This window comes from Stenotrophomonas sp. GW821-FHT02D01 (genome assembly GCF_059421765.1).
Genome location: NZ_JBWKVP010000001.1, coordinates 1014906 through 1030993, shown reverse-complemented (window position 1 = coordinate 1030993; position 16088 = coordinate 1014906). Strand labels below are relative to the sequence as shown.

Annotated in this window: 15 protein-coding genes and 3 tRNA genes; 5 read left to right on the top strand and 13 right to left on the bottom strand. The window is 64.7% G+C overall.

Annotated features, from left to right (window positions below):
• A tRNA-Gly gene (locus AC07UW_RS04745) sits at window positions 1–76 on the bottom strand.
• Window positions 77–150: 74 nt separating this feature from the next.
• On the opposite strand from AC07UW_RS04745, the gene AC07UW_RS04740 reads away from it, so the two are divergent.
• The 3 genes from AC07UW_RS04740 (at window position 151) to AC07UW_RS04730 (ending at window position 3490) form a co-directional block, all read left to right on the top strand.
• Complete coding sequence (locus AC07UW_RS04740) at window positions 151–609, top strand: hypothetical protein (protein WP_495211518.1); 459 nt, start codon at window positions 151–153, stop codon at window positions 607–609.
• A gap of 175 nt (window positions 610–784) precedes the next feature.
• Window positions 785–3046, top strand: coding sequence for a T6SS immunity protein Tdi1 domain-containing protein (locus AC07UW_RS04735; RefSeq protein WP_495211517.1), 2262 nt, complete (start codon window positions 785–787; stop codon window positions 3044–3046).
• Window positions 3047–3490 (top strand): hypothetical protein, encoded by a 444-nt coding sequence (locus AC07UW_RS04730; protein WP_495211516.1) that lies wholly within the window; start codon window positions 3047–3049, stop codon window positions 3488–3490.
• A 10-nt stretch (window positions 3491–3500) separates the two neighbouring features.
• On the opposite strand, the gene AC07UW_RS04725 is transcribed toward AC07UW_RS04730, so the two are convergent.
• Genes AC07UW_RS04725 through AC07UW_RS04710 form a run of 4 tightly spaced genes read right to left on the bottom strand, consistent with a single transcriptional unit; the run spans window position 3501 to window position 7780 of the window.
• Window positions 3501–4412, bottom strand: coding sequence for an HlyD family secretion protein (locus AC07UW_RS04725; RefSeq protein ID WP_495211515.1), 912 nt, complete (start codon window positions 4410–4412; stop codon window positions 3501–3503).
• Window positions 4409–5137, bottom strand: coding sequence for an ABC transporter ATP-binding protein (locus AC07UW_RS04720; protein ID WP_025875189.1), 729 nt, complete (start codon window positions 5135–5137; stop codon window positions 4409–4411). Before AC07UW_RS04720 ends, AC07UW_RS04725 begins: the two co-directional genes overlap by 4 nt.
• A 10-nt stretch (window positions 5138–5147) precedes the next feature.
• Window positions 5148–6287, bottom strand: coding sequence for an ABC transporter permease (locus AC07UW_RS04715; protein ID WP_495211514.1), 1140 nt, complete (start codon window positions 6285–6287; stop codon window positions 5148–5150).
• Window positions 6284–7780 (bottom strand): TolC family protein, encoded by a 1497-nt coding sequence (locus AC07UW_RS04710; RefSeq protein ID WP_495211513.1) that lies wholly within the window; start codon window positions 7778–7780, stop codon window positions 6284–6286. Before AC07UW_RS04710 ends, AC07UW_RS04715 begins: the two co-directional genes overlap by 4 nt.
• Before the next feature lie 161 nt (window positions 7781–7941).
• On the opposite strand from AC07UW_RS04710, the gene AC07UW_RS04705 reads away from it, so the two are divergent.
• Window positions 7942–8289, top strand: a complete 348-nt coding sequence (locus AC07UW_RS04705; protein WP_492711296.1) for a hypothetical protein — start codon at window positions 7942–7944, stop codon at window positions 8287–8289.
• Window positions 8290–8356: 67 nt separating this feature from the next.
• Here the strand turns inward: AC07UW_RS04705 and AC07UW_RS04700 are convergent.
• Window positions 8357–8432 (bottom strand) — tRNA-Gly (locus AC07UW_RS04700).
• A gap of 105 nt (window positions 8433–8537) precedes the next feature.
• On the bottom strand, window positions 8538–9644 hold the full coding sequence (locus tag AC07UW_RS04695) for an NAD(P)/FAD-dependent oxidoreductase (RefSeq protein WP_495211512.1): 1107 nt from the start codon (window positions 9642–9644) through the stop codon (window positions 8538–8540).
• A gap of 377 nt (window positions 9645–10021) precedes the next feature.
• Between AC07UW_RS04695 and AC07UW_RS04690 the strand changes: the two genes are divergently transcribed.
• The gene (locus tag AC07UW_RS04690; RefSeq protein WP_032975740.1) at window positions 10022–10471 is read left to right on the top strand and encodes a hypothetical protein; all 450 of its coding nucleotides are present in this window, start codon (window positions 10022–10024) and stop codon (window positions 10469–10471) included.
• Window positions 10472–10620: 149 nt separating this feature from the next.
• Here the strand turns inward: AC07UW_RS04690 and AC07UW_RS04685 are convergent.
• The 6 genes from AC07UW_RS04685 to kdsB all read right to left on the bottom strand — a co-directional run bounded on the left by AC07UW_RS04685 (window position 10621) and on the right by kdsB (window position 16050).
• Window positions 10621–10696, bottom strand: a tRNA-Gly gene (locus tag AC07UW_RS04685).
• Window positions 10697–10897: 201 nt separating this feature from the next.
• Complete coding sequence (gene pgsA / locus AC07UW_RS04680) at window positions 10898–11524, bottom strand: CDP-diacylglycerol--glycerol-3-phosphate 3-phosphatidyltransferase (RefSeq protein WP_025875200.1); 627 nt, start codon at window positions 11522–11524, stop codon at window positions 10898–10900.
• Between the two features lie 17 nt (window positions 11525–11541).
• Window positions 11542–13386, bottom strand: coding sequence for an excinuclease ABC subunit UvrC (gene uvrC, locus AC07UW_RS04675; RefSeq protein WP_312786530.1), 1845 nt, complete (start codon window positions 13384–13386; stop codon window positions 11542–11544).
• Window positions 13383–14795, bottom strand: a complete 1413-nt coding sequence (locus AC07UW_RS04670) for a hypothetical protein (RefSeq protein WP_495211511.1) — start codon at window positions 14793–14795, stop codon at window positions 13383–13385. The genes uvrC and AC07UW_RS04670 overlap by 4 nt, the downstream gene beginning before the upstream one ends.
• A complete protein-coding gene (locus AC07UW_RS04665; protein ID WP_495211510.1) occupies window positions 14792–15280 on the bottom strand; it encodes a low molecular weight protein-tyrosine-phosphatase in 489 nt (162 codons plus the stop codon). The genes AC07UW_RS04670 and AC07UW_RS04665 overlap by 4 nt, the downstream gene beginning before the upstream one ends.
• Window positions 15277–16050 carry a 3-deoxy-manno-octulosonate cytidylyltransferase gene (kdsB, locus tag AC07UW_RS04660; protein WP_363731055.1) on the bottom strand — a complete coding sequence of 258 codons (774 nt, stop codon included), beginning with the start codon at window positions 16048–16050 and terminating at the stop codon, window positions 15277–15279. Before kdsB ends, AC07UW_RS04665 begins: the two co-directional genes overlap by 4 nt.
• Window positions 16051–16088 lie beyond the last annotated feature (38 nt).

The following is a 16088-nucleotide window of genomic DNA, read 5'->3' as shown; positions in this document are numbered from 1 at the left end:
TGGAGCGGGAAACGAGACTCGAACTCGCGACCTCAACCTTGGCAAGGTTGCGCTCTACCAACTGAGCTATTCCCGCAGATTCTCCGACCTGCGTCGAAGGAGCGCTATTGTGTCCAAATTCCTTCACGCCGTCAACAGTCCGCAGCACCGATGAACCCGCCCACGAGACCTCGTTTCGCCCGCCTGTGCTGGAGCCTTGTCGCCCTGGCCTGGCTTGCGGTGATCGCTGCACTGATCAATGCGGGCTTCACCCCGGACTACTGGATGCTGCGCCACTTCGAAGACGCCACCCTGCCCTACCCCACCGGCGCGGTCGTCCAGTTCGCTGTACTGGCTGGAGCGGAACTGGTCGTCACCGTGCTGATCGTGCGTCCCTGGAAACCAGGGCGCCTGTGGCTGCGGCTGCTGATCGCCCTGGTGTTGCTGCTGGCCTGGTCGTTCCCGTGGCTGGCCGCTGCCCTGCACCAGGCACCGGTGCAGGGCATGCATCTGTTGTGCCTGCTGCTTCTGGATGTGGGATTGCTGCTGGCGCTGTGCGTGGTGTCGCTGGTCAGTGCGTGGCGGGCGCACGGGAGGCCAACAATCGGCAAGCACGCAGGTTCGCGCTGAGTTGATGAACGCGACGCTTCGGTCGAGAAGGTGAATCGGTCATGGCAGATTTTCGGAATAGTTGCATGGCCCTGTAGCGAATGAATAACGGACAGTATGCGACCCGAGCATCTGGCGCCGGCCATGTCCCTGTTGACCAAGCGCGCCCTGATCTCCTTCTGATCAAGGACCGTCCATGCAGCAGCCGAACAACCAAGTCGCATCGATTGGACTCAACTGTGCGGAGATCGAAGCACTACATGAGGTACTGCCGGCCACTCTCCGGGGTTTGCTGATCCGGCGCGGGCGATCCATATTCAGAAATGGACGAATCCAGCTATGCCATCCCCAGGACCTTGCGATGGTGATGGACCAGATTCTGGCGCATGACGTGGATCTTGCTCCTTCCGACACGCATGCCTATGCATACTCCGCGTTCGGTACCCTCTACTTCGTCCATGGGCTGCATGGCGCAGGTCAGATCGACCTCTTGACCGGTACGATCCTCTGCAAACGATTGGCTGAGGGGTCATCCTCATCGTGCGATATCGGCCAAAGCGCGACCATTCCGTTCCGACTCCCCGACGACACGCTGGACCTCATCAGCCATGAAGGCCAGCCATTGTTCGACGCTGCCACTCTGAAGCATGGGCCCTTGGATGTCGGGCAGTGCTTTGGATTCTTTCCTGCACTTGGACTGGGCGGCATTGCGCACCTTGACTCTCTGCAGGCGGTGAACGCGCCGATTCACTTTTCAATTCTTGCCCAACTCGCCAACTTCCAACTCGTCCGCGAAGATCCGAATGGGAAGCTCTCCCCGGTAACACGACGACCATCACTACCGACTCCACATCAGATCGTCACGCGGCTTTCCCCGGAATGCCCATTCCGGATTGTTCGGTACGCGGAGATTGCTGATGAAGTACCTGAGGACTCGATTTATCGCGGCAGGCAGCAACCTGCCGAGAAGCTGGATGAACTGGTCCTTCTCGCCGATGGAGACCTGATGCTCGACACCTTGGACCTGGACGACCCACTGGCTCCATGGCGGAATGGAAACATAGGCGAGCATGCATGGTTCATCTTCGTTCGCGGCAACATGACGATCGCCCGGCACATTTACAGCCTGGAGACCGACGGCGCATGTGGACTGATTGTCTCGGGTGATCTAACGACCACCAATGCCATCGTCGGCGGACAAGAAATCCGAGTCGGCGGGAATCTCCGTGTCCATGAATTGTTCTGGGGCGACTACAACCACGGACGCCTGCACGTTGTCGGAAGTACAGAGGCCGCGCTCTTCATCCAGACCGACTATTCTGTGGAGCTTGATGGCCCGATTCAGTTCCTGCGCAGGATCGACGATGTCGAAGCCATGGATGGCGATGAACTCGCGCAGCTCATCGAGCCGGACTGTCTGTTCAGAGAGGACGCTCATCCAGACAGTAGTTGGTCGCTGAGTGCGGAAGCGATAGTCGAAAGGCTGAAATCAGGGAAAGGCGTCATCCGGAGGGAGGGCCTGTCAGCGGCGGATCCCCTGCTGTGCACACTCAACTTGTTTGGTGATGCCAATGTCAGCCCAGCGAACTTCCTGAGAGTTTGTGGCGAGGACATGTTGCCGACGGACACTCGTGACTATCAGTTCATTCGCAGCGGCATTTCACTTTACGTGCAAGTGGACACCGAGCATCCGGAAGCTGCCGCCTACATGGTGCAGATGGAAGATCTGTCACAGAGTATTGGCGCCCGCTTCGTAATGGAGCACGTTGAGACCGACGTCGGCGTGATTGATCGCCTCATGGGCCGCCGACCTGGAAAGAGTTGGGGCCTGTGGAAATATGTCTGCAATGATACGAGTCAGGACAAGGCGGAATGGAGACAAGTCGAAGCGAATGAAATCCAACCACCCCATGTTGCGCTGATCCTCGAGGGCTGGCGATTCCTTCAGGAAGGAACGTCCAGTCGCCATTGGACAACGCAGATCATTTCGCCGCAGGACATCCGCCATCTCCTGGCGCTGGCGATATGCCAACCTTACGATGACTACGACGATGAAGATCGGCGCGGATTCTGGGTCGGCCACTGTCACGCGGCGTTTCGCCAGCAGAAGAGTGCTCCAGCCACTGAAGAACCCATACTCCGCTTGTCCCAGGAACTGCATCAGCCTAACGGAACCAGCGTTATCGAGAGCTACTACTACGACATTGAGACGTGCATGGACGGAAAGGAACGGGTCCGTATCCGCCACAAGGCAGACCAGGACGCAGAAGAGGCGCCAGTCCAGATCGATCCTGTCGGAGGACCTGAATTGGCCGCCGCTTTACGGTTGTTCAAGCTCGGCGCTCGGGAAATGCGTCGCACCAACGCCAAGCTGCTCGACGGTGAGACGCCCTGGTTTGCGGATGAAGATGCGTTCGCGATGGACTATTGGATGCAACAGGGTTACCTGACCAGGTAGATGAAGCCATCTTTCCACCAACCAGCCGCGTCCCGAATCTTCTGGCTGCTTGCATTTATTGCGTGGCTGCTGATCTTCTGCGAGCTTATCCACGCCGGCTTCCAGCCAGACCATTGGCGGCTGCGTCACATCGAGTCTGGTACTCTGCCCTACCCCACAGCGTCAGTCATCACTTTCGCTCTGATCGTCCTTATGGAGATCGCAGTGCTAGGGCTGATCGTAAGGCCATGGCGGTTCCGCCGTTTGTGGCTGCGGATGCTGATCGGCGTCTTTCCGTGGTTGGGATGGACCGCTCTTTGGGGCATGACCGCCATGCATCAATCCCTGGTGCGCGACGTGCACCTTAACTGGCTACTGGCCGTTACCGTTTTCTACCTGCTGGCGCTGCTCGTGATTGTCCCGGCCTCGGTCTGGCCACGCCTGCGAAGCTGGCTCAGCAGCTGACCCGGCAGCCTTACCTCCGGAACTCCACCCGCACATGCTGGCCGACGCGCGCCTTGGCGGCGCTGTCGAATTCCAGCACGCACTCCACTACCTTGGCCACGCCGCGCCCTGCGTCTTCGGGCAATCGTGCCTGCGCGAACACCGGGCTGATGCGGACCACGCGTGCCACCGGCAATGGCTTGCCCTCGGTGCCATCGCTATCGATCACCACCGTCGCACGCATGCCAACCTGCACGGCATCGGCGTAGGCCGCACTCAGCTCGGCACGCACCTGCAACGGTCGAGCCGGCAACAGTGACATCGCCGGCTTGCCGGCCTGCACGAACGCACCCACGCCCGGCACCTGGCCGACCACGGTGCCGGCGTCCGGTGCGGTCAGCGACATCTGTCGCAGCTTGAGCTTGGCGTGCTCCAGCTTGTGCTGGGCCATGTCGACCTGCGCTCCGGCCACATCCACATCGGCGCGCACACCTGCCAGCTGCTGCCTGGCTGCGTCGGCCTGCTGGTTGGACGACACGCCTTCACTGGCGCCAGTGGCGAGGCGGGTGGCGTTGCGCTCCAGTTCGCGCAGTTGCGCCTGGCTGCCCTTCAGCCGATCGGTGGCCAGCGCGAGATCGGCGTTGGCCATGCCAACTTCCTGTTCAAGCAATGCGCCATCCAGGGTGAGCAGGACGTCGCCCTTGCGCACCACCGCCCCTTCCTTCACCGGCGCGGTGCTGACCGAACCATCCATCGCTGGTACCAGTGCAATCAGCCCGCCTTCCACATCGATGATGCCGCGCGCGACGGCGACGTTGTCCGCGCTGGCGGCCGTGGCAGCGGTCGGCTGCGCGGGTACGGGTGCATCCTTGCTGCAGGCACCCAGCAGCAATGCCGCGCCCAAGGAGAAACTAAGGGAGAACAACGGCGGCATTCTGGTCATGGGCTGGGCTCTACGGTTTCGTTCTGGCGGCGGTCATCGCGGACCGTGCCGTCTTCCATGGCGATCACCCGATCCGCATGGCGGATCAGGCGTGGATCGTGGCTTACACACAACACCGTGGCCTGATGCGCGCGTGCATAGCGGTGCAGGATGTCGATCACGCGCTGGCCGTTCTCGGCGTCCAGTGCGCTGGTGGGCTCATCGGCGAAGATCAGCGTGGGTGACTTGGCGAACGCACGGGCGACGGCTACGCGCTGCTTCTCGCCGCCGGACAGCTGTGCCGGGCGCATGTGGCTGCGGTGCGAGAGGCCGACTTCGTCCAGCGCCTGCCGCGCCAACGGCTCGCTGTCGCGGTTGCGCATGCCGCGATAGCCCAACGGCAGCTGCACCTGCTCCAGCGCCGTCAGCGCCGGGAACAGGTTGAAGCCCTGGAACACGAAACCGACGTGGTGCAGACGGAAGCGCTCCACCTCGCTGCGGGTCATGTGGCTGACGTCCTGGCCAAGCGCATGCACGCGACCGCCATCAGGCGTTGAGAGCCCGGACATCAGCGACAGCAGCGTGCTCTTGCCGCACCCGGAGGGGCCCGATACCAAGGTCAATTCGCCGGGATAGATGTCCAGCGACAGGCCACGCAGCACGGGCACATGCACATCGCCGGACACGAAGCCCTTCTCGAGTGCGTCGGCACGCAGGGTCGGGATCGCGATGGGAGCATTCGTCATCGGTGGCCCCTCAACGCAACAGCAGCGATGGATCGGAACGGACGACGCTGCGCACCGCCATGATGCTCGACAGCATGGCCATCACCGCGACCAGCGCCACGCAGCCAAGAACCACCATCGGCGTGAGCTGTACCGGTACGCGCTGGGTCTGCGCGGCCATCAGCACCACCGCGCTGAAGGCTGCGGCCAGCAGCATGCCGACACCACCGATCAGCACGGCCTGTTCGAACACCACACGGGCCAGCGCGTAGCGGCCTGCGCCGAGCGCATTGAGGGTGGCGTACTCGCGAACCGACCCGGCCACCACCGCGGCAAACGACTGGTTGGTGATCACCGCGCCGACGAAGCAGACGATGACCGCCATGAACAGCACTGCGATGCCGGCGCCGGTATCGAACAGCCAGTACTGCTGCGAACGACTGGCGAACTCCGGCGCTGTCCAGAACTCGACGGGCGTGGCGCGGCCCGTCGAAGCACTGAGGCGATCGCGCACGCGCGCGGCCAGCTCCGGTGAGCGCGTGCCTGCCACGAAATAGGTGCTGCCTTCATGCGGATCGGTTCCGGCGATGGCACGCGCGGTATCCAAAGACGCCAGCACGTTGACGCCGCCAAGGCCACGCAGGCCGGGTTGCGCTGCAACCACACGCACGGCCTTGCCATTGATCCACGCGCGGTTGCGGTGCAGATCGACGCCCAGCGTATCCAGGTCCGCGCTGTCGACGATCACCGCACCGGGTTCGCGCAACCGGGCACGCAGATCGGGCGACAGGATGCGCGAGAACATCATTGCGTCGCCTGCCGTGGAGATGCCGGACAGATAGACCGACACGTTGCCGGCACCCTGTGCGCTGGAGCGCCACTCGCCATCGACCCACTCGTAGGGTTCGACGCGGGTGACATCCGGGTCCATCTGCAGGCGATTCTCTACATCTGCACTGATCGCATGACCGTAGTTCACGCTCTGCGTGCCGGCAAAGCCCGCCCAGACATCGGCGCTGGATGCCTTCACGTAGATCGCGGCGGTGCCGAAGATGCCCAGCACCAGCGCCGCCTGCACGATCAGCAGCACGCCGGCGAAACACATGGCCAGCACTACCGGCAGGAAACGGCGCCACTCGTAAACCAGGGTCTTGCGGGCAAGCGCGATCATTGCGCGTCGCCTTCAGGCTCGACTGGCAAGGGAGCACCGCCCACTGCGCGATAGAGCGATGCGAATGCAAGTACGCGAGCACCCTGCGCGCCGATCAGGTCGGCCTGCGCGGACAGCGCGGCACGCTGGGTTTCCAACCCGTCGAACTCACTGGAAAGACCAAGCTGCACCTGCCGGGCCTGTCGTACGACCTGCTGCCGGGCTGCTTCGTCGGCCACCTGCAGCGACTGGATGCTGCTGTCCTGGCGGGCCAGGCTGCCCAGTGCACCCTCCACTTCCGCCACGCCCTGCAGCACTGCCTTGCGATACCCCAGCAAGGCTGCATCCAGCTGCTTGTCGTCGGATTGATAGCGCGCGCGACGTTGGCCCCAATCCCACAGAGGGATATCGATGTAGGGACCGATCGATGGGCTGGAATCGGAATTGGAGCGAGCATTCTGGGTCAGGTTGTAGGCGTACAGGATGGAACCGCCCAGGCTCAGTTTCGGGAACATCGACGCGCGTGCACTGCCCTTTTCGGCGGCAGCCTGCAGCACATCGGCCTCGGCCAGCAGGATCTGCGGGCGATGGCGCAGCAGATCGGCCGGCACCTGCTGCAGGGTGAAGGCGCTCAACTGCGGTGGCGTGCGGTACGCATTCCAGGCCGGATCCGGACCATCGCGCCCCAGCAGCAGCGCCAACGCGCGCGAGGCGTTGCCCGCGTTTTCATTCGCCTGTGCAATGGCCGCGCGCGTGGCCGCCCGCCGCGCGCGCAGGCGATCCAGTTCACCGGGCTCGTCCAGATGCAGGCGCTGCCGCACCAGGCCCAGTTGCTCGCCACGTGCGTCAACGGCCTGCTGCCTGCCCAGCAGATCCACCTGCGCCTGCGCGACGGAAAGATCCAGGTAGCTGCGCACGACATCAGCGATGACCGCCACCTGTGCCGCATCGCGCAGTGCTTCGGCATTTCCGTTGGCCGCCTGCGCGCCTAGACGGGCACTCTCCGCTGCGCCAAACAGGCCAAGATCCCAGATCGCTTCAACGCCGGCGTGGAAGTACGTGTCGACCGCAGCGGCGTCCTGCACCTGCTTGGCACTGGCGGAGATTTCCGGACGGAAGCGCGCATCGGAAGTGCCCGACAGCAGGCGTACCGCCTGCAACCGCAGGGTGGCCTGGCGCAGGTCCAGATTGCCGGCGACGGCCTCGTCCACCAGCGCGTTCAAGCGCGCATCGGCCAGCACCTTCCACCACTGCCGCGCGTCGACCGCTACGCCCTGCCCTGCCGCGGTCTGACTCCAGACTGCTGGTACGCGATCAGGCAGATCGGGAACCGGCACCGACATGCAGCCCACCAGCATCATGCTGGTCAGCAGCGCCCCGGTACCCAGGACGATGCGTGGGACGACGGCATTCCGTTGCGCGAACGCTGCCGGGAAAGTGATGCGACTGGCCACCCGCCCGCCTTCGTGGAGAGAGAAGCCGAGGAGGCTACGCCGCGATTGTGGAGTGGACATGGAGAATCGGTCGGAGGTGCGTTACAGCGCGTGTGCGGTGCATGCATTGCGAACCCTCGGCCTTTCCACAGCCTTTCATCGGCGCCGCCAAGCTGAACGCTGGACTGTCCGCGGGCGCTGCGGCACATTGTCCTGAACGCTTCCACCGGCAGGCAATACGCTTGAAATCCGCCCTTCGCCGCACGCTCGGCATCTTCGCGACCGTACTCATCGTGGGCACGACGGCGATCTGCCTGACCACTCCGTTGGCGTCGAACGCGGCCATGCTGCTGATGGACCGCAGCAACTTCATTCCCGCGCAGTCGTCGATCTTTTCCTTCGAGCCCTACGTGATCAACGAGGGCTCGTCGAACTACTGGGTGTACGGCCAGGACCGGAACTACTACTACCACTTCACCTACCGGGCCGACGCCCCGTATCTGTACATCACGCGGAAGAACGCCTGCGCCGGCTTCGATCGTGCGGACGTGCGAACCTGGTGCGGTGCGGGCCGAGGCAGCCCGCGCTAGCGCGATCGCAATCCCTTTCCGGTGCGCAAACGAAAAACGCCCCCTTGCGGGAGCGTTTTTCTGAATCTGGAGCGGGAAACGAGACTCGAACTCGCGACCTCAACCTTGGCAAGGTTGCGCTCTACCAACTGAGCTATTCCCGCAGATTCCGTTCGACCTGCGTCGAAGGAGCGCTATTGTGTCGGGATTGCTGCACGGCGTCAACAGGATTCTGCTGCCCCCTCATGAAGCAGCGTTCAGCTTCAGGATCACATCCGCACGCCCCGCCGATGGAAGTAGATCTGCTCGGCCAGCCGGCGCATCGGGCCGGTACGCAGCAGCGCATTGACCGGCCAGTCCCGCTGCAGGTGGTCCATTGCCCAGCGCAGCAAGCGCTTGCGGTGAAAGGTGGGGGCGGCCTGACGCGCCACCTGCTCTGCGGCCGGCCCCTTGCCGCGCCGGTGCAACCCGATCGCATCACCGACCGCCCAGCCATGCCGCCATGACGAGTGGATGCCGCCGGCCGACAGCGGCGAGACGACACCTGCCGCATCACCGGTCAGGATCACGCCCGGCGCAGTGATCGGGCCATCCGGCAACCCGCAGGGCACCAGGCCCGCGCGGGTGCCGGCAACCTGGGCCGAGTGCGGAAGTCCCACAACGTCGCGCACGTGTTCAAGGAATCCCTCGATATCCGGCGGGCGTGCATGTGCGGGATCATGCCGCAGCGCCAATCCCACCTGCACGCCGGTGGGATTCTGCGCGGCCCAGCCGATGTAGCCGGGTGCGAACCGGCGGCTGACAAAGCAGTGCAAGGCATCGCCTTCCGGCAGCTGCACGCCGGCAAACTCGCGCTCGACGCCATACAGGTTGTCGCGCACCTGGCCCAGGCCTGTGCGCTGGGCAACACGTGATCGTGCGCCATCAGCGCCGACAAGACAGGCCGTGCGCCCCACCCCTTCAACCTGCCACGCGTCGCCGTCGCGGCAGGCGTCGGTGAACGACTGCTGCAGCCGCAGGTCCACGCCACTGGCACGCAGTTCGCTGGCCAGCCAGCGCATCAGGTTCGGCGTATCGGTGGTGAGGAAGTAGTAACCCGGTGCGGTCAGCAGCACGTTGTGCAGGTTCGGCGCATACAGGCGCACGCGTGCTACGCGTTGCACAAGGTGTTCGGGCATGCGCCCCAGCCAGGTCTGTTCCATGGCCTCCTTCACCACGATGCCGGTGGTATGCAGGCGTTCGCCAGGGTCGGCCTTGCGCTCGAGCACGCAGACGCGCAGGCCGTATTGGACGGCGGCAAGTGCGCAGGCGGCACCGGCGAAGCTGGCGCCGACGATGACCACGTCGTAGTCGTTGGCAGGGAGAGTGTGAGGCATCGCGGCATCACCTTGCTGGATCCGGGAGTACAGCGTGGGATCGGCACATGGTGAGGCGATGGAGTGGCGGTGAAGTGGGGATGAAGCGCTCGCTCGCCCGATCGGGCTCCATTTCGGAATACTTGTATGGACTCACCCCGGACGACGATCAATAGTTCCTGGCCCAGTGCCATCACCAATGTAGTGGCGACTATCGACAACCACTCCGACACCCTCGATCGGGACCAATCTGAGAACGGCGACATGTAGTTGAGCATGTACAAGAGCGCGAGTCTCGGCGATCCGCTGGCAGTGGACTGATCGCTCCGAGCAACAACCGCTCTGAATGAACCCACAAGACGACCAGTCCTCCCGGACCACGACATTCGAGAATCGATATGGATCACTTCGCCCACCTTGGCTACCACTACGGCGAGCGAGAAATCGAGTCGTTGCTGAAGGAGCTTGGGATCGTCGATGCTCCAGCCCTGGAGCCGCATTGGACAGATGCTTACTTGTCCAACGCATCACTCGGCGTTGAACTGACATTGTCAGATTCTGAGTCCTTGGCCTTTCCTAGTCGCGACTATCCAGCTGGCGCGCTAGTGTTATCCAATTTCCGCTACTACGGACGGGAAATCGGCGACTTCTCCGTTTATCGAGGCGCCCTGCCCCACGGCCTCACTTTCGGCCAAGGCAGAAGCGACGTCTTGTCAATGTTTGGTGAACCGGAATGGACAAATCCAGAAAGCAGCCGCATGCGATGGAAATCCGGCAGCTACAGAATCCATGTGACATTCGACAAGACCGGAAAGCTAGCGATTGTCTCCGGAGGATTGCCGATCTAAGAGCACAACTCTGCGCAACGTTCTGTCGGCACCCAAGTCATGATGTCTGCCGACATCGAGCCACTCCCAGACCACGCCGTCGACATCGCCCTATCTCGCGACAGCTCATAACGAAAAACGCCCCCTTCCGGGAGCGTTTTTCTTGAATCTGGAGCGGGAAACGAGACTCGAACTCGCGACCTCAACCTTGGCAAGGTTGCGCTCTACCAACTGAGCTATTCCCGCTTGGGAGGCGAAATTCTACCTGTTCTGCGCAACGCGTCAAGGCCTTTTTTTTTCAGGCAGATCGAGAGGTCATGGAATGCGTCATCCACGCATGGCGTGGATCTACCGCAGGCCACATTCCAGGTGATCCACGCCATGCGTGGATGATGGCAGCGATGGGGTCAGAGCCCTTTCCTGCGGAAAGGGATCCGACCCCGGTGCTCAGTTGCCCAGCTTCTTCTGCCGCGAACGCTCGCGCGCGGCGCGCTCGTCGTCCCGCAGGCTGGGCCAGGCGGCGTGCAGGTACTGCAGGCCCGACCACAGGGTCAGCACCGCGGCTATGGCGAGGGTCCAGTCACCGATATGGAATACCGGCGGGCCCATCCAGATGTCGTCGACCGGCACGTTCGGCGCCACCGAGTACAGCAGGCACAGCAGCGCGACCATCTGCGCGGTGGTCTTGACCTTGCCGATCATCGCCACCCGCACCTTGGCACGCTGGCCGAGTTCGGCCATCCACTCGCGCAGCGCCGACACCGCGATCTCGCGGCCGACGATCACCGCCGCCCAGAACGCCATCCACGGGGTCGGATGACCCTGCACGATCAGGAACAGGGCCACCGCCACCATCAGCTTGTCCGCCACCGGGTCGAGGAAGGCGCCGAACGCCGACTCCAGGCCGTAGCGACGCGCGATCCAGCCATCGAGCCAGTCGGTGATCGCGGCCAGGCCGAAGATCGCCGCCGATGCGAAGTTGGTCCAGGTGTAGGGCAGGTAGAACACCAGCACCAGCACCGGGATCATCACGATCCGCAACAGGGTCAGCCAGGTGGGCAGGGTCAACGTCATGCTGCTTTCTTCTCTCTCTACTCGGCCGGATCCGGCGCGGCCAACCCGTGCAGGTTAGCGTAGATGCGCGCTGCGAGGGCATCATTGATGCCTTCCACCTTGGCAATTTCCGCTTCTCCGGCCGCTTTCAGGCCGACCAGGCCACCGAAATGCTTCAGCAGGCTGGCGCGCCGGCGCGGCCCGATGCCGGGGATGTCTTCCAATTTGCTGGTCATCCGGGCCTTCTGCCGGCGCCCGCGATGGCCGGTGATGGCGAAGCGGTGGGCTTCATCGCGCACCTGCTGGATGAACTGCAGGGCGGGATCGGCCGCACCCGGGCGCAGTTCGCGGCCATCGGGCATCACCAGTGCTTCGTGGCCGGCACGGCGTTCCACACCTTTGGCCACCCCCACCAGCAGCACGTCTTCCACGCCCAGATCGGCCAACGCTGCCTGGGCCTGTGCCAGCTGGCCGGCGCCACCGTCGATCAGCAGCACATCCGGCAGGACGCCCTGCTCCTCCACCGCGCGGCGGAAGCGGCGGTCGATCGCCTGGCGCATCGCGGCGTAATCATCGCCCGGCTCGATGCCACTGATGTTGAAACGGCGGTACTGCGCGCGCACCGGGCCGGAAGCATCGAACACCACGCAGGAGGCCACGGTGGCTTCGCCCATGGTGTGGCTGATATCGAAGCACTCCACCCGCTTCACCGGTTCGGCCAGCCCCAGCATCACCCGCAGGGCTTCGCTGCGCGCGTGCTGCGCGGTGCGGCTGTTGATCTCGGTGGCCAGGGTCAACTGCGCGTTGCGGCTGGCCAGTTCCAGGTAGCCGGCGCGCTCGCCGCGGACGTTCCATTTCAACTGCACCTTGCGCTCGGCCGAGGCCGACAGTGCAGAACCGATCAGATCGGCATCGGGAATTTCGCGGTCAAGCAGGATCTCGCGCGGCGGCTCGAATTCGATGTAGTACTGCGAAACAAAGGCCGCCAGCACTTCATCCGGGCTTTCCTCGCCGTTGGTGCGAGGAAAGAACGGGCGGGTGCCCAGGTTGCGGCCATCACGGAAGGCCAGCAGCATCACGCAGGCCTGCGAGCCCTGCATGGCCACCGCCAGCACGTCCAGGTCGGCCGCGCGGCCGTCCACGTACTGGCGGGTCTGCATGCTGCGCAACGATGTGATCAGGTCGCGTAGGCGCGCGGCCTGCTCGAATTCCAGCGCTTCGCTGGCGGCCTGCATCTGCTCGCCCAGCTCCCGAGTCAGCTCATCGCTCTTGCCTTCCAGGAACATCGCCGCGCGGCGCACCGACTCGGCGTAGTCCGCTGCTGGCACCAGTTCCACGCACGGCGCGCTGCAGCGTCCGATCTGATATTGCAGGCAGGGCCGCGAGCGGTTGCGGAACACGCTGTCTTCGCAGCTGCGCAGCTTGAACAGCTTGTGCATCAGGTTCAGCGTCTCGCGCACTGCGGTGACGCCGGGATACGGCCCGAAATAGCGCCCGGGAATGGCACGCGGACCACGATGCAGGGCGATGCGCGGCCAGTCTTCGCGGGTCAGCAGCACATGCGGATAGGTCTTGTCGTCGCGCAGGGACACGTTGTAGCGCGGCGACAGCGACTTGATCAGCTGGTTTTCCAGCAGCAGCGCCTCGGCTTCCGAGCGCGTCACGGTCACGTCCATGCGCACGATCTGCGAGAGCATCGACATGATGCGCGCGTTCTTCGGACTGCCGTTGAAATAGCTGCCCACGCGGTTGCGCAGCGCGCGGGCCTTGCCGACGTACAACAGCGTGTCGTCGGCCGCGTACATGCGGTACACGCCCGGGGCGGTACTCAGCTGGGCCGCGAATGCCTTGCCATCGAAGGTTGGGACGGGAACAACGGTCATTCGCTGATCGGCACTTCGCTGAGCACGCCGCTGTCAGGGTCCAGGCGCAGTACGGTGTGGGAATCTGTTTCGGCGATCCACACGGCGCCGGCACCGACGGCCAGGCCGGCCGGGCCATGCAGGCGCCGCGGCAAGGGCTGGGTGGTCAGTTCGCCGCCGCCCAGGCGCAACGTACGCAGGCGGCCATTGCCGGTATCGGCGATCCACAACAACGGGGCGTCCGGGCTCAACGCGATCGCCTGCGGGAACTGCAGGCTGGCCTGCGCGCGCGGGCCGTCATCTTCACCGAAGCGCCAGGTGCCCTGCCCGACCAGGGTCTGCACCAGATCGCCTCGCAGCTGCAGCGAACGGATCGATGAACCCAGCGCGTCGGCTACGTACAGCACCTGCTGGACCACGGCCACGGCGGTGGGCTGGGCGAACGCAGCCAGATGGCCACTGCCGTCGCGCTCGTCGATGGCGCCGGTGCCGGCGCGCCACTGCAGGCTGCGCTGGCCGAGGTGGTAGCTCCAGATGCGGTTGTCGCCGGCCATGGCGATGTGCAGCTGGTTTTCGGCGATGGCCAGGCCCACCGGATGATCCAGCGACACCTGCCGTGGCTGCGCCACCGGCCCTTCCACGGGAGCGCCCGGACGGCCATTGCCGCACAGGGTGTCAACCAGGCCGGTCAGCAGGTTGATGCGGCGCACGGCATGGTTGCCGGTGTCGGCCACGTACAGCGACTCACGCTCCAGCGCCAGCGCCTGCGGCCGGTGGAAGGCGGCTTCGGCGAGGTTGCCGTCCATGAAGTCGGCGGTGCCCAGACCGAACTGACGCAGCACGCGGCCACCGTGACTGCATTCGAGAATGCGGTGGCGGCCACTGTCAGCGATGTACAGCCGTTCCTGGCTCACCGCCAGACCCATCGGGAACCGCAGCGCCTGGCGCGGTTCGGGGTGCAGTTCACTGCCGCCGCGCGAAGGCGCCGACGGCGCCCCCTCGCAGAGGACGTTCAGGGCCCGCTCCAGCTCGCCGGGCGCACCCTGGCCGATCAAGCGCTGCTGTTCGCGGCCTTGCGCGTCCAGCAACACCATGGTCGGCCAGGCGGTGACGCCGAAGCGGCGCCAGCCATCCCAATCGGCATCGAGCAGCACCGGCATGGTCAGGCCCTGCCGACGCAGCAGTTTCAATGCAGCACTGGCGTCACGCTCGAAATCGAAGCGTGGCACCTGCAGCACCAAGGGTTGCAGCTTGCCGGGGTGGCGTGACAGCCACTGGCTGAACTCGGCCAGCCGTTGCGCGCTCCATGCGGACGCGGCATTGACGAACAACAGCGCGACCGGCCGGCCACGCAGTTCGGTCAGGGTGCAGGGCGCGGCATTGAGCCAAGCGGCGAACTCGGGCAGGTCCGGGACGGGCTGGATGTTCATGGCCCGATTATGCCGGAGTGGGCGTGATGCAACAGGCGTGCCACTGTGCGTTCGGCAGCAGCATCGACCAGCGACCAGACCTGTTCGAAATGATCACTGCCGCCGGTATAGGGATCGGGAATCGCGCGTTCGCCCTGCCCGCCCGACCACGGCAGGTACAACGCCAGGCGCTCGCGCTGGGTGGCGGTAGCAACGCGAGCGGCATCACGCAGATTGGCCTCGTCGGCGCACAGGATCCAGTCGAAGGCATCGAAGTCCTGCCGCTGCAGTTGCCGCGCGCGCAGGCTGCCAAGGTCCACGCCATGCCCGGCCGCGCACGCAATCGCACGCCGGTCGGGTGGCTGGCCCACATGCCAGTCGCCGGTACCGGCCGAATCGACCTGCACCCGCCCGGCCAGCGCCGAGGCATCCAGGCGGGCGCGCAGCGCGCCTTCGGCCATCGGCGAGCGGCATATGTTGCCGAGGCAGACGACCAGCAGCCTCATCGCGCGGCCATCGCCTGCAGCAGCGTTTCGGCGCGCTGCAGGTCTTCAGGGGTGTCGATGCCCGGCGGGAAGGGTTCGGGCGAGATTGCAACGGCGATCGGGTAGCCCGCTTCCAGCACGCGCAGCTGCTCCAGCGATTCCACTTGTTCCAACGCGCCCGGGGGCATCGAGGCGAACTGCTGCAGGAAGCCGGCACGGTAGCCGTAGATGCCGATGTGGCGCAGCCACTGGTGGCCCTCGGGCAGGATCTCGCGGCTGCGGGCGAAGCCATCGCGATGCCAGGCAATCGGTGCACGGCTGAAGTACATGGCCTCGTTGCGCACGTTGCGCACCAGCTTGACCACGTTCGGGTCGAACAGCGTGTGCGCATCCTCGACCGGCGTGGCCAAGGTCGACATCGGTGCGCTGCCCTCCACCAGTGCCGCAGCCACAGCGCGAATGCCGGCGGCCGGTGCGAACGGCTCATCGCCCTGCAGGTTGACCACTACAGTGTCGTCCGCCCAGCCGGCGATGCGTGCGCACTCGGCCAGGCGATCGGTGCCAGAGGCATGCGAAGCTGCGGTCATCGCTACCTTCACTTCCCCCAGGCCGGACAATGCGTCGGCAATGCGCTGGTCGTCGGTCGCGACCCATACCTCACCTGCGCCGGCCTGCAGCGCGCGGCGGGCCACATGCAGCACCATGGGCTCTCCGCCCAGCAGGCGCAGCGGCTTGCCCGGCAGCCGCGAAGCGGCATAGCGGGCCGGGATGGCAACAACGAAGTCGGTCATGCGGGCGGTACTCGGCAGGCGCGATACAGCAGGAATGC

Bases quoted from the DNA above. Each gene is read 5' to 3' on its own strand.
- AC07UW_RS04740 (WP_495211518.1), top strand. From the start codon at position 151: ATGAACCCGCCCACGAGACCTCGTTTCGCCCGCCTGTGCTGGAGCCTT.
- AC07UW_RS04735 (WP_495211517.1), top strand. From the start codon at position 785: ATGCAGCAGCCGAACAACCAAGTCGCATCGATTGGACTCAACTGTGCG.
- AC07UW_RS04730 (WP_495211516.1), top strand. From the start codon at position 3,047: ATGAAGCCATCTTTCCACCAACCAGCCGCGTCCCGAATCTTCTGGCTG.
- AC07UW_RS04725 (WP_495211515.1), bottom strand. From the start codon at position 4,412: ATGACCAGAATGCCGCCGTTGTTCTCCCTTAGTTTCTCCTTGGGCGCG.
- AC07UW_RS04720 (WP_025875189.1), bottom strand. From the start codon at position 5,137: ATGACGAATGCTCCCATCGCGATCCCGACCCTGCGTGCCGACGCACTC.
- AC07UW_RS04715 (WP_495211514.1), bottom strand. From the start codon at position 6,287: ATGATCGCGCTTGCCCGCAAGACCCTGGTTTACGAGTGGCGCCGTTTC.
- AC07UW_RS04710 (WP_495211513.1), bottom strand. From the start codon at position 7,780: ATGTCCACTCCACAATCGCGGCGTAGCCTCCTCGGCTTCTCTCTCCAC.
- AC07UW_RS04695 (WP_495211512.1), bottom strand. From the start codon at position 9,644: ATGCCTCACACTCTCCCTGCCAACGACTACGACGTGGTCATCGTCGGC.
- AC07UW_RS04690 (WP_032975740.1), top strand. From the start codon at position 10,022: ATGGATCACTTCGCCCACCTTGGCTACCACTACGGCGAGCGAGAAATC.
- pgsA (WP_025875200.1), bottom strand. From the start codon at position 11,524: ATGACGTTGACCCTGCCCACCTGGCTGACCCTGTTGCGGATCGTGATG.
- uvrC (WP_312786530.1), bottom strand. From the start codon at position 13,386: ATGACCGTTGTTCCCGTCCCAACCTTCGATGGCAAGGCATTCGCGGCC.
- AC07UW_RS04670 (WP_495211511.1), bottom strand. From the start codon at position 14,795: ATGAACATCCAGCCCGTCCCGGACCTGCCCGAGTTCGCCGCTTGGCTC.
- AC07UW_RS04665 (WP_495211510.1), bottom strand. From the start codon at position 15,280: ATGAGGCTGCTGGTCGTCTGCCTCGGCAACATATGCCGCTCGCCGATG.
- kdsB (WP_363731055.1), bottom strand. From the start codon at position 16,050: ATGACCGACTTCGTTGTTGCCATCCCGGCCCGCTATGCCGCTTCGCGG.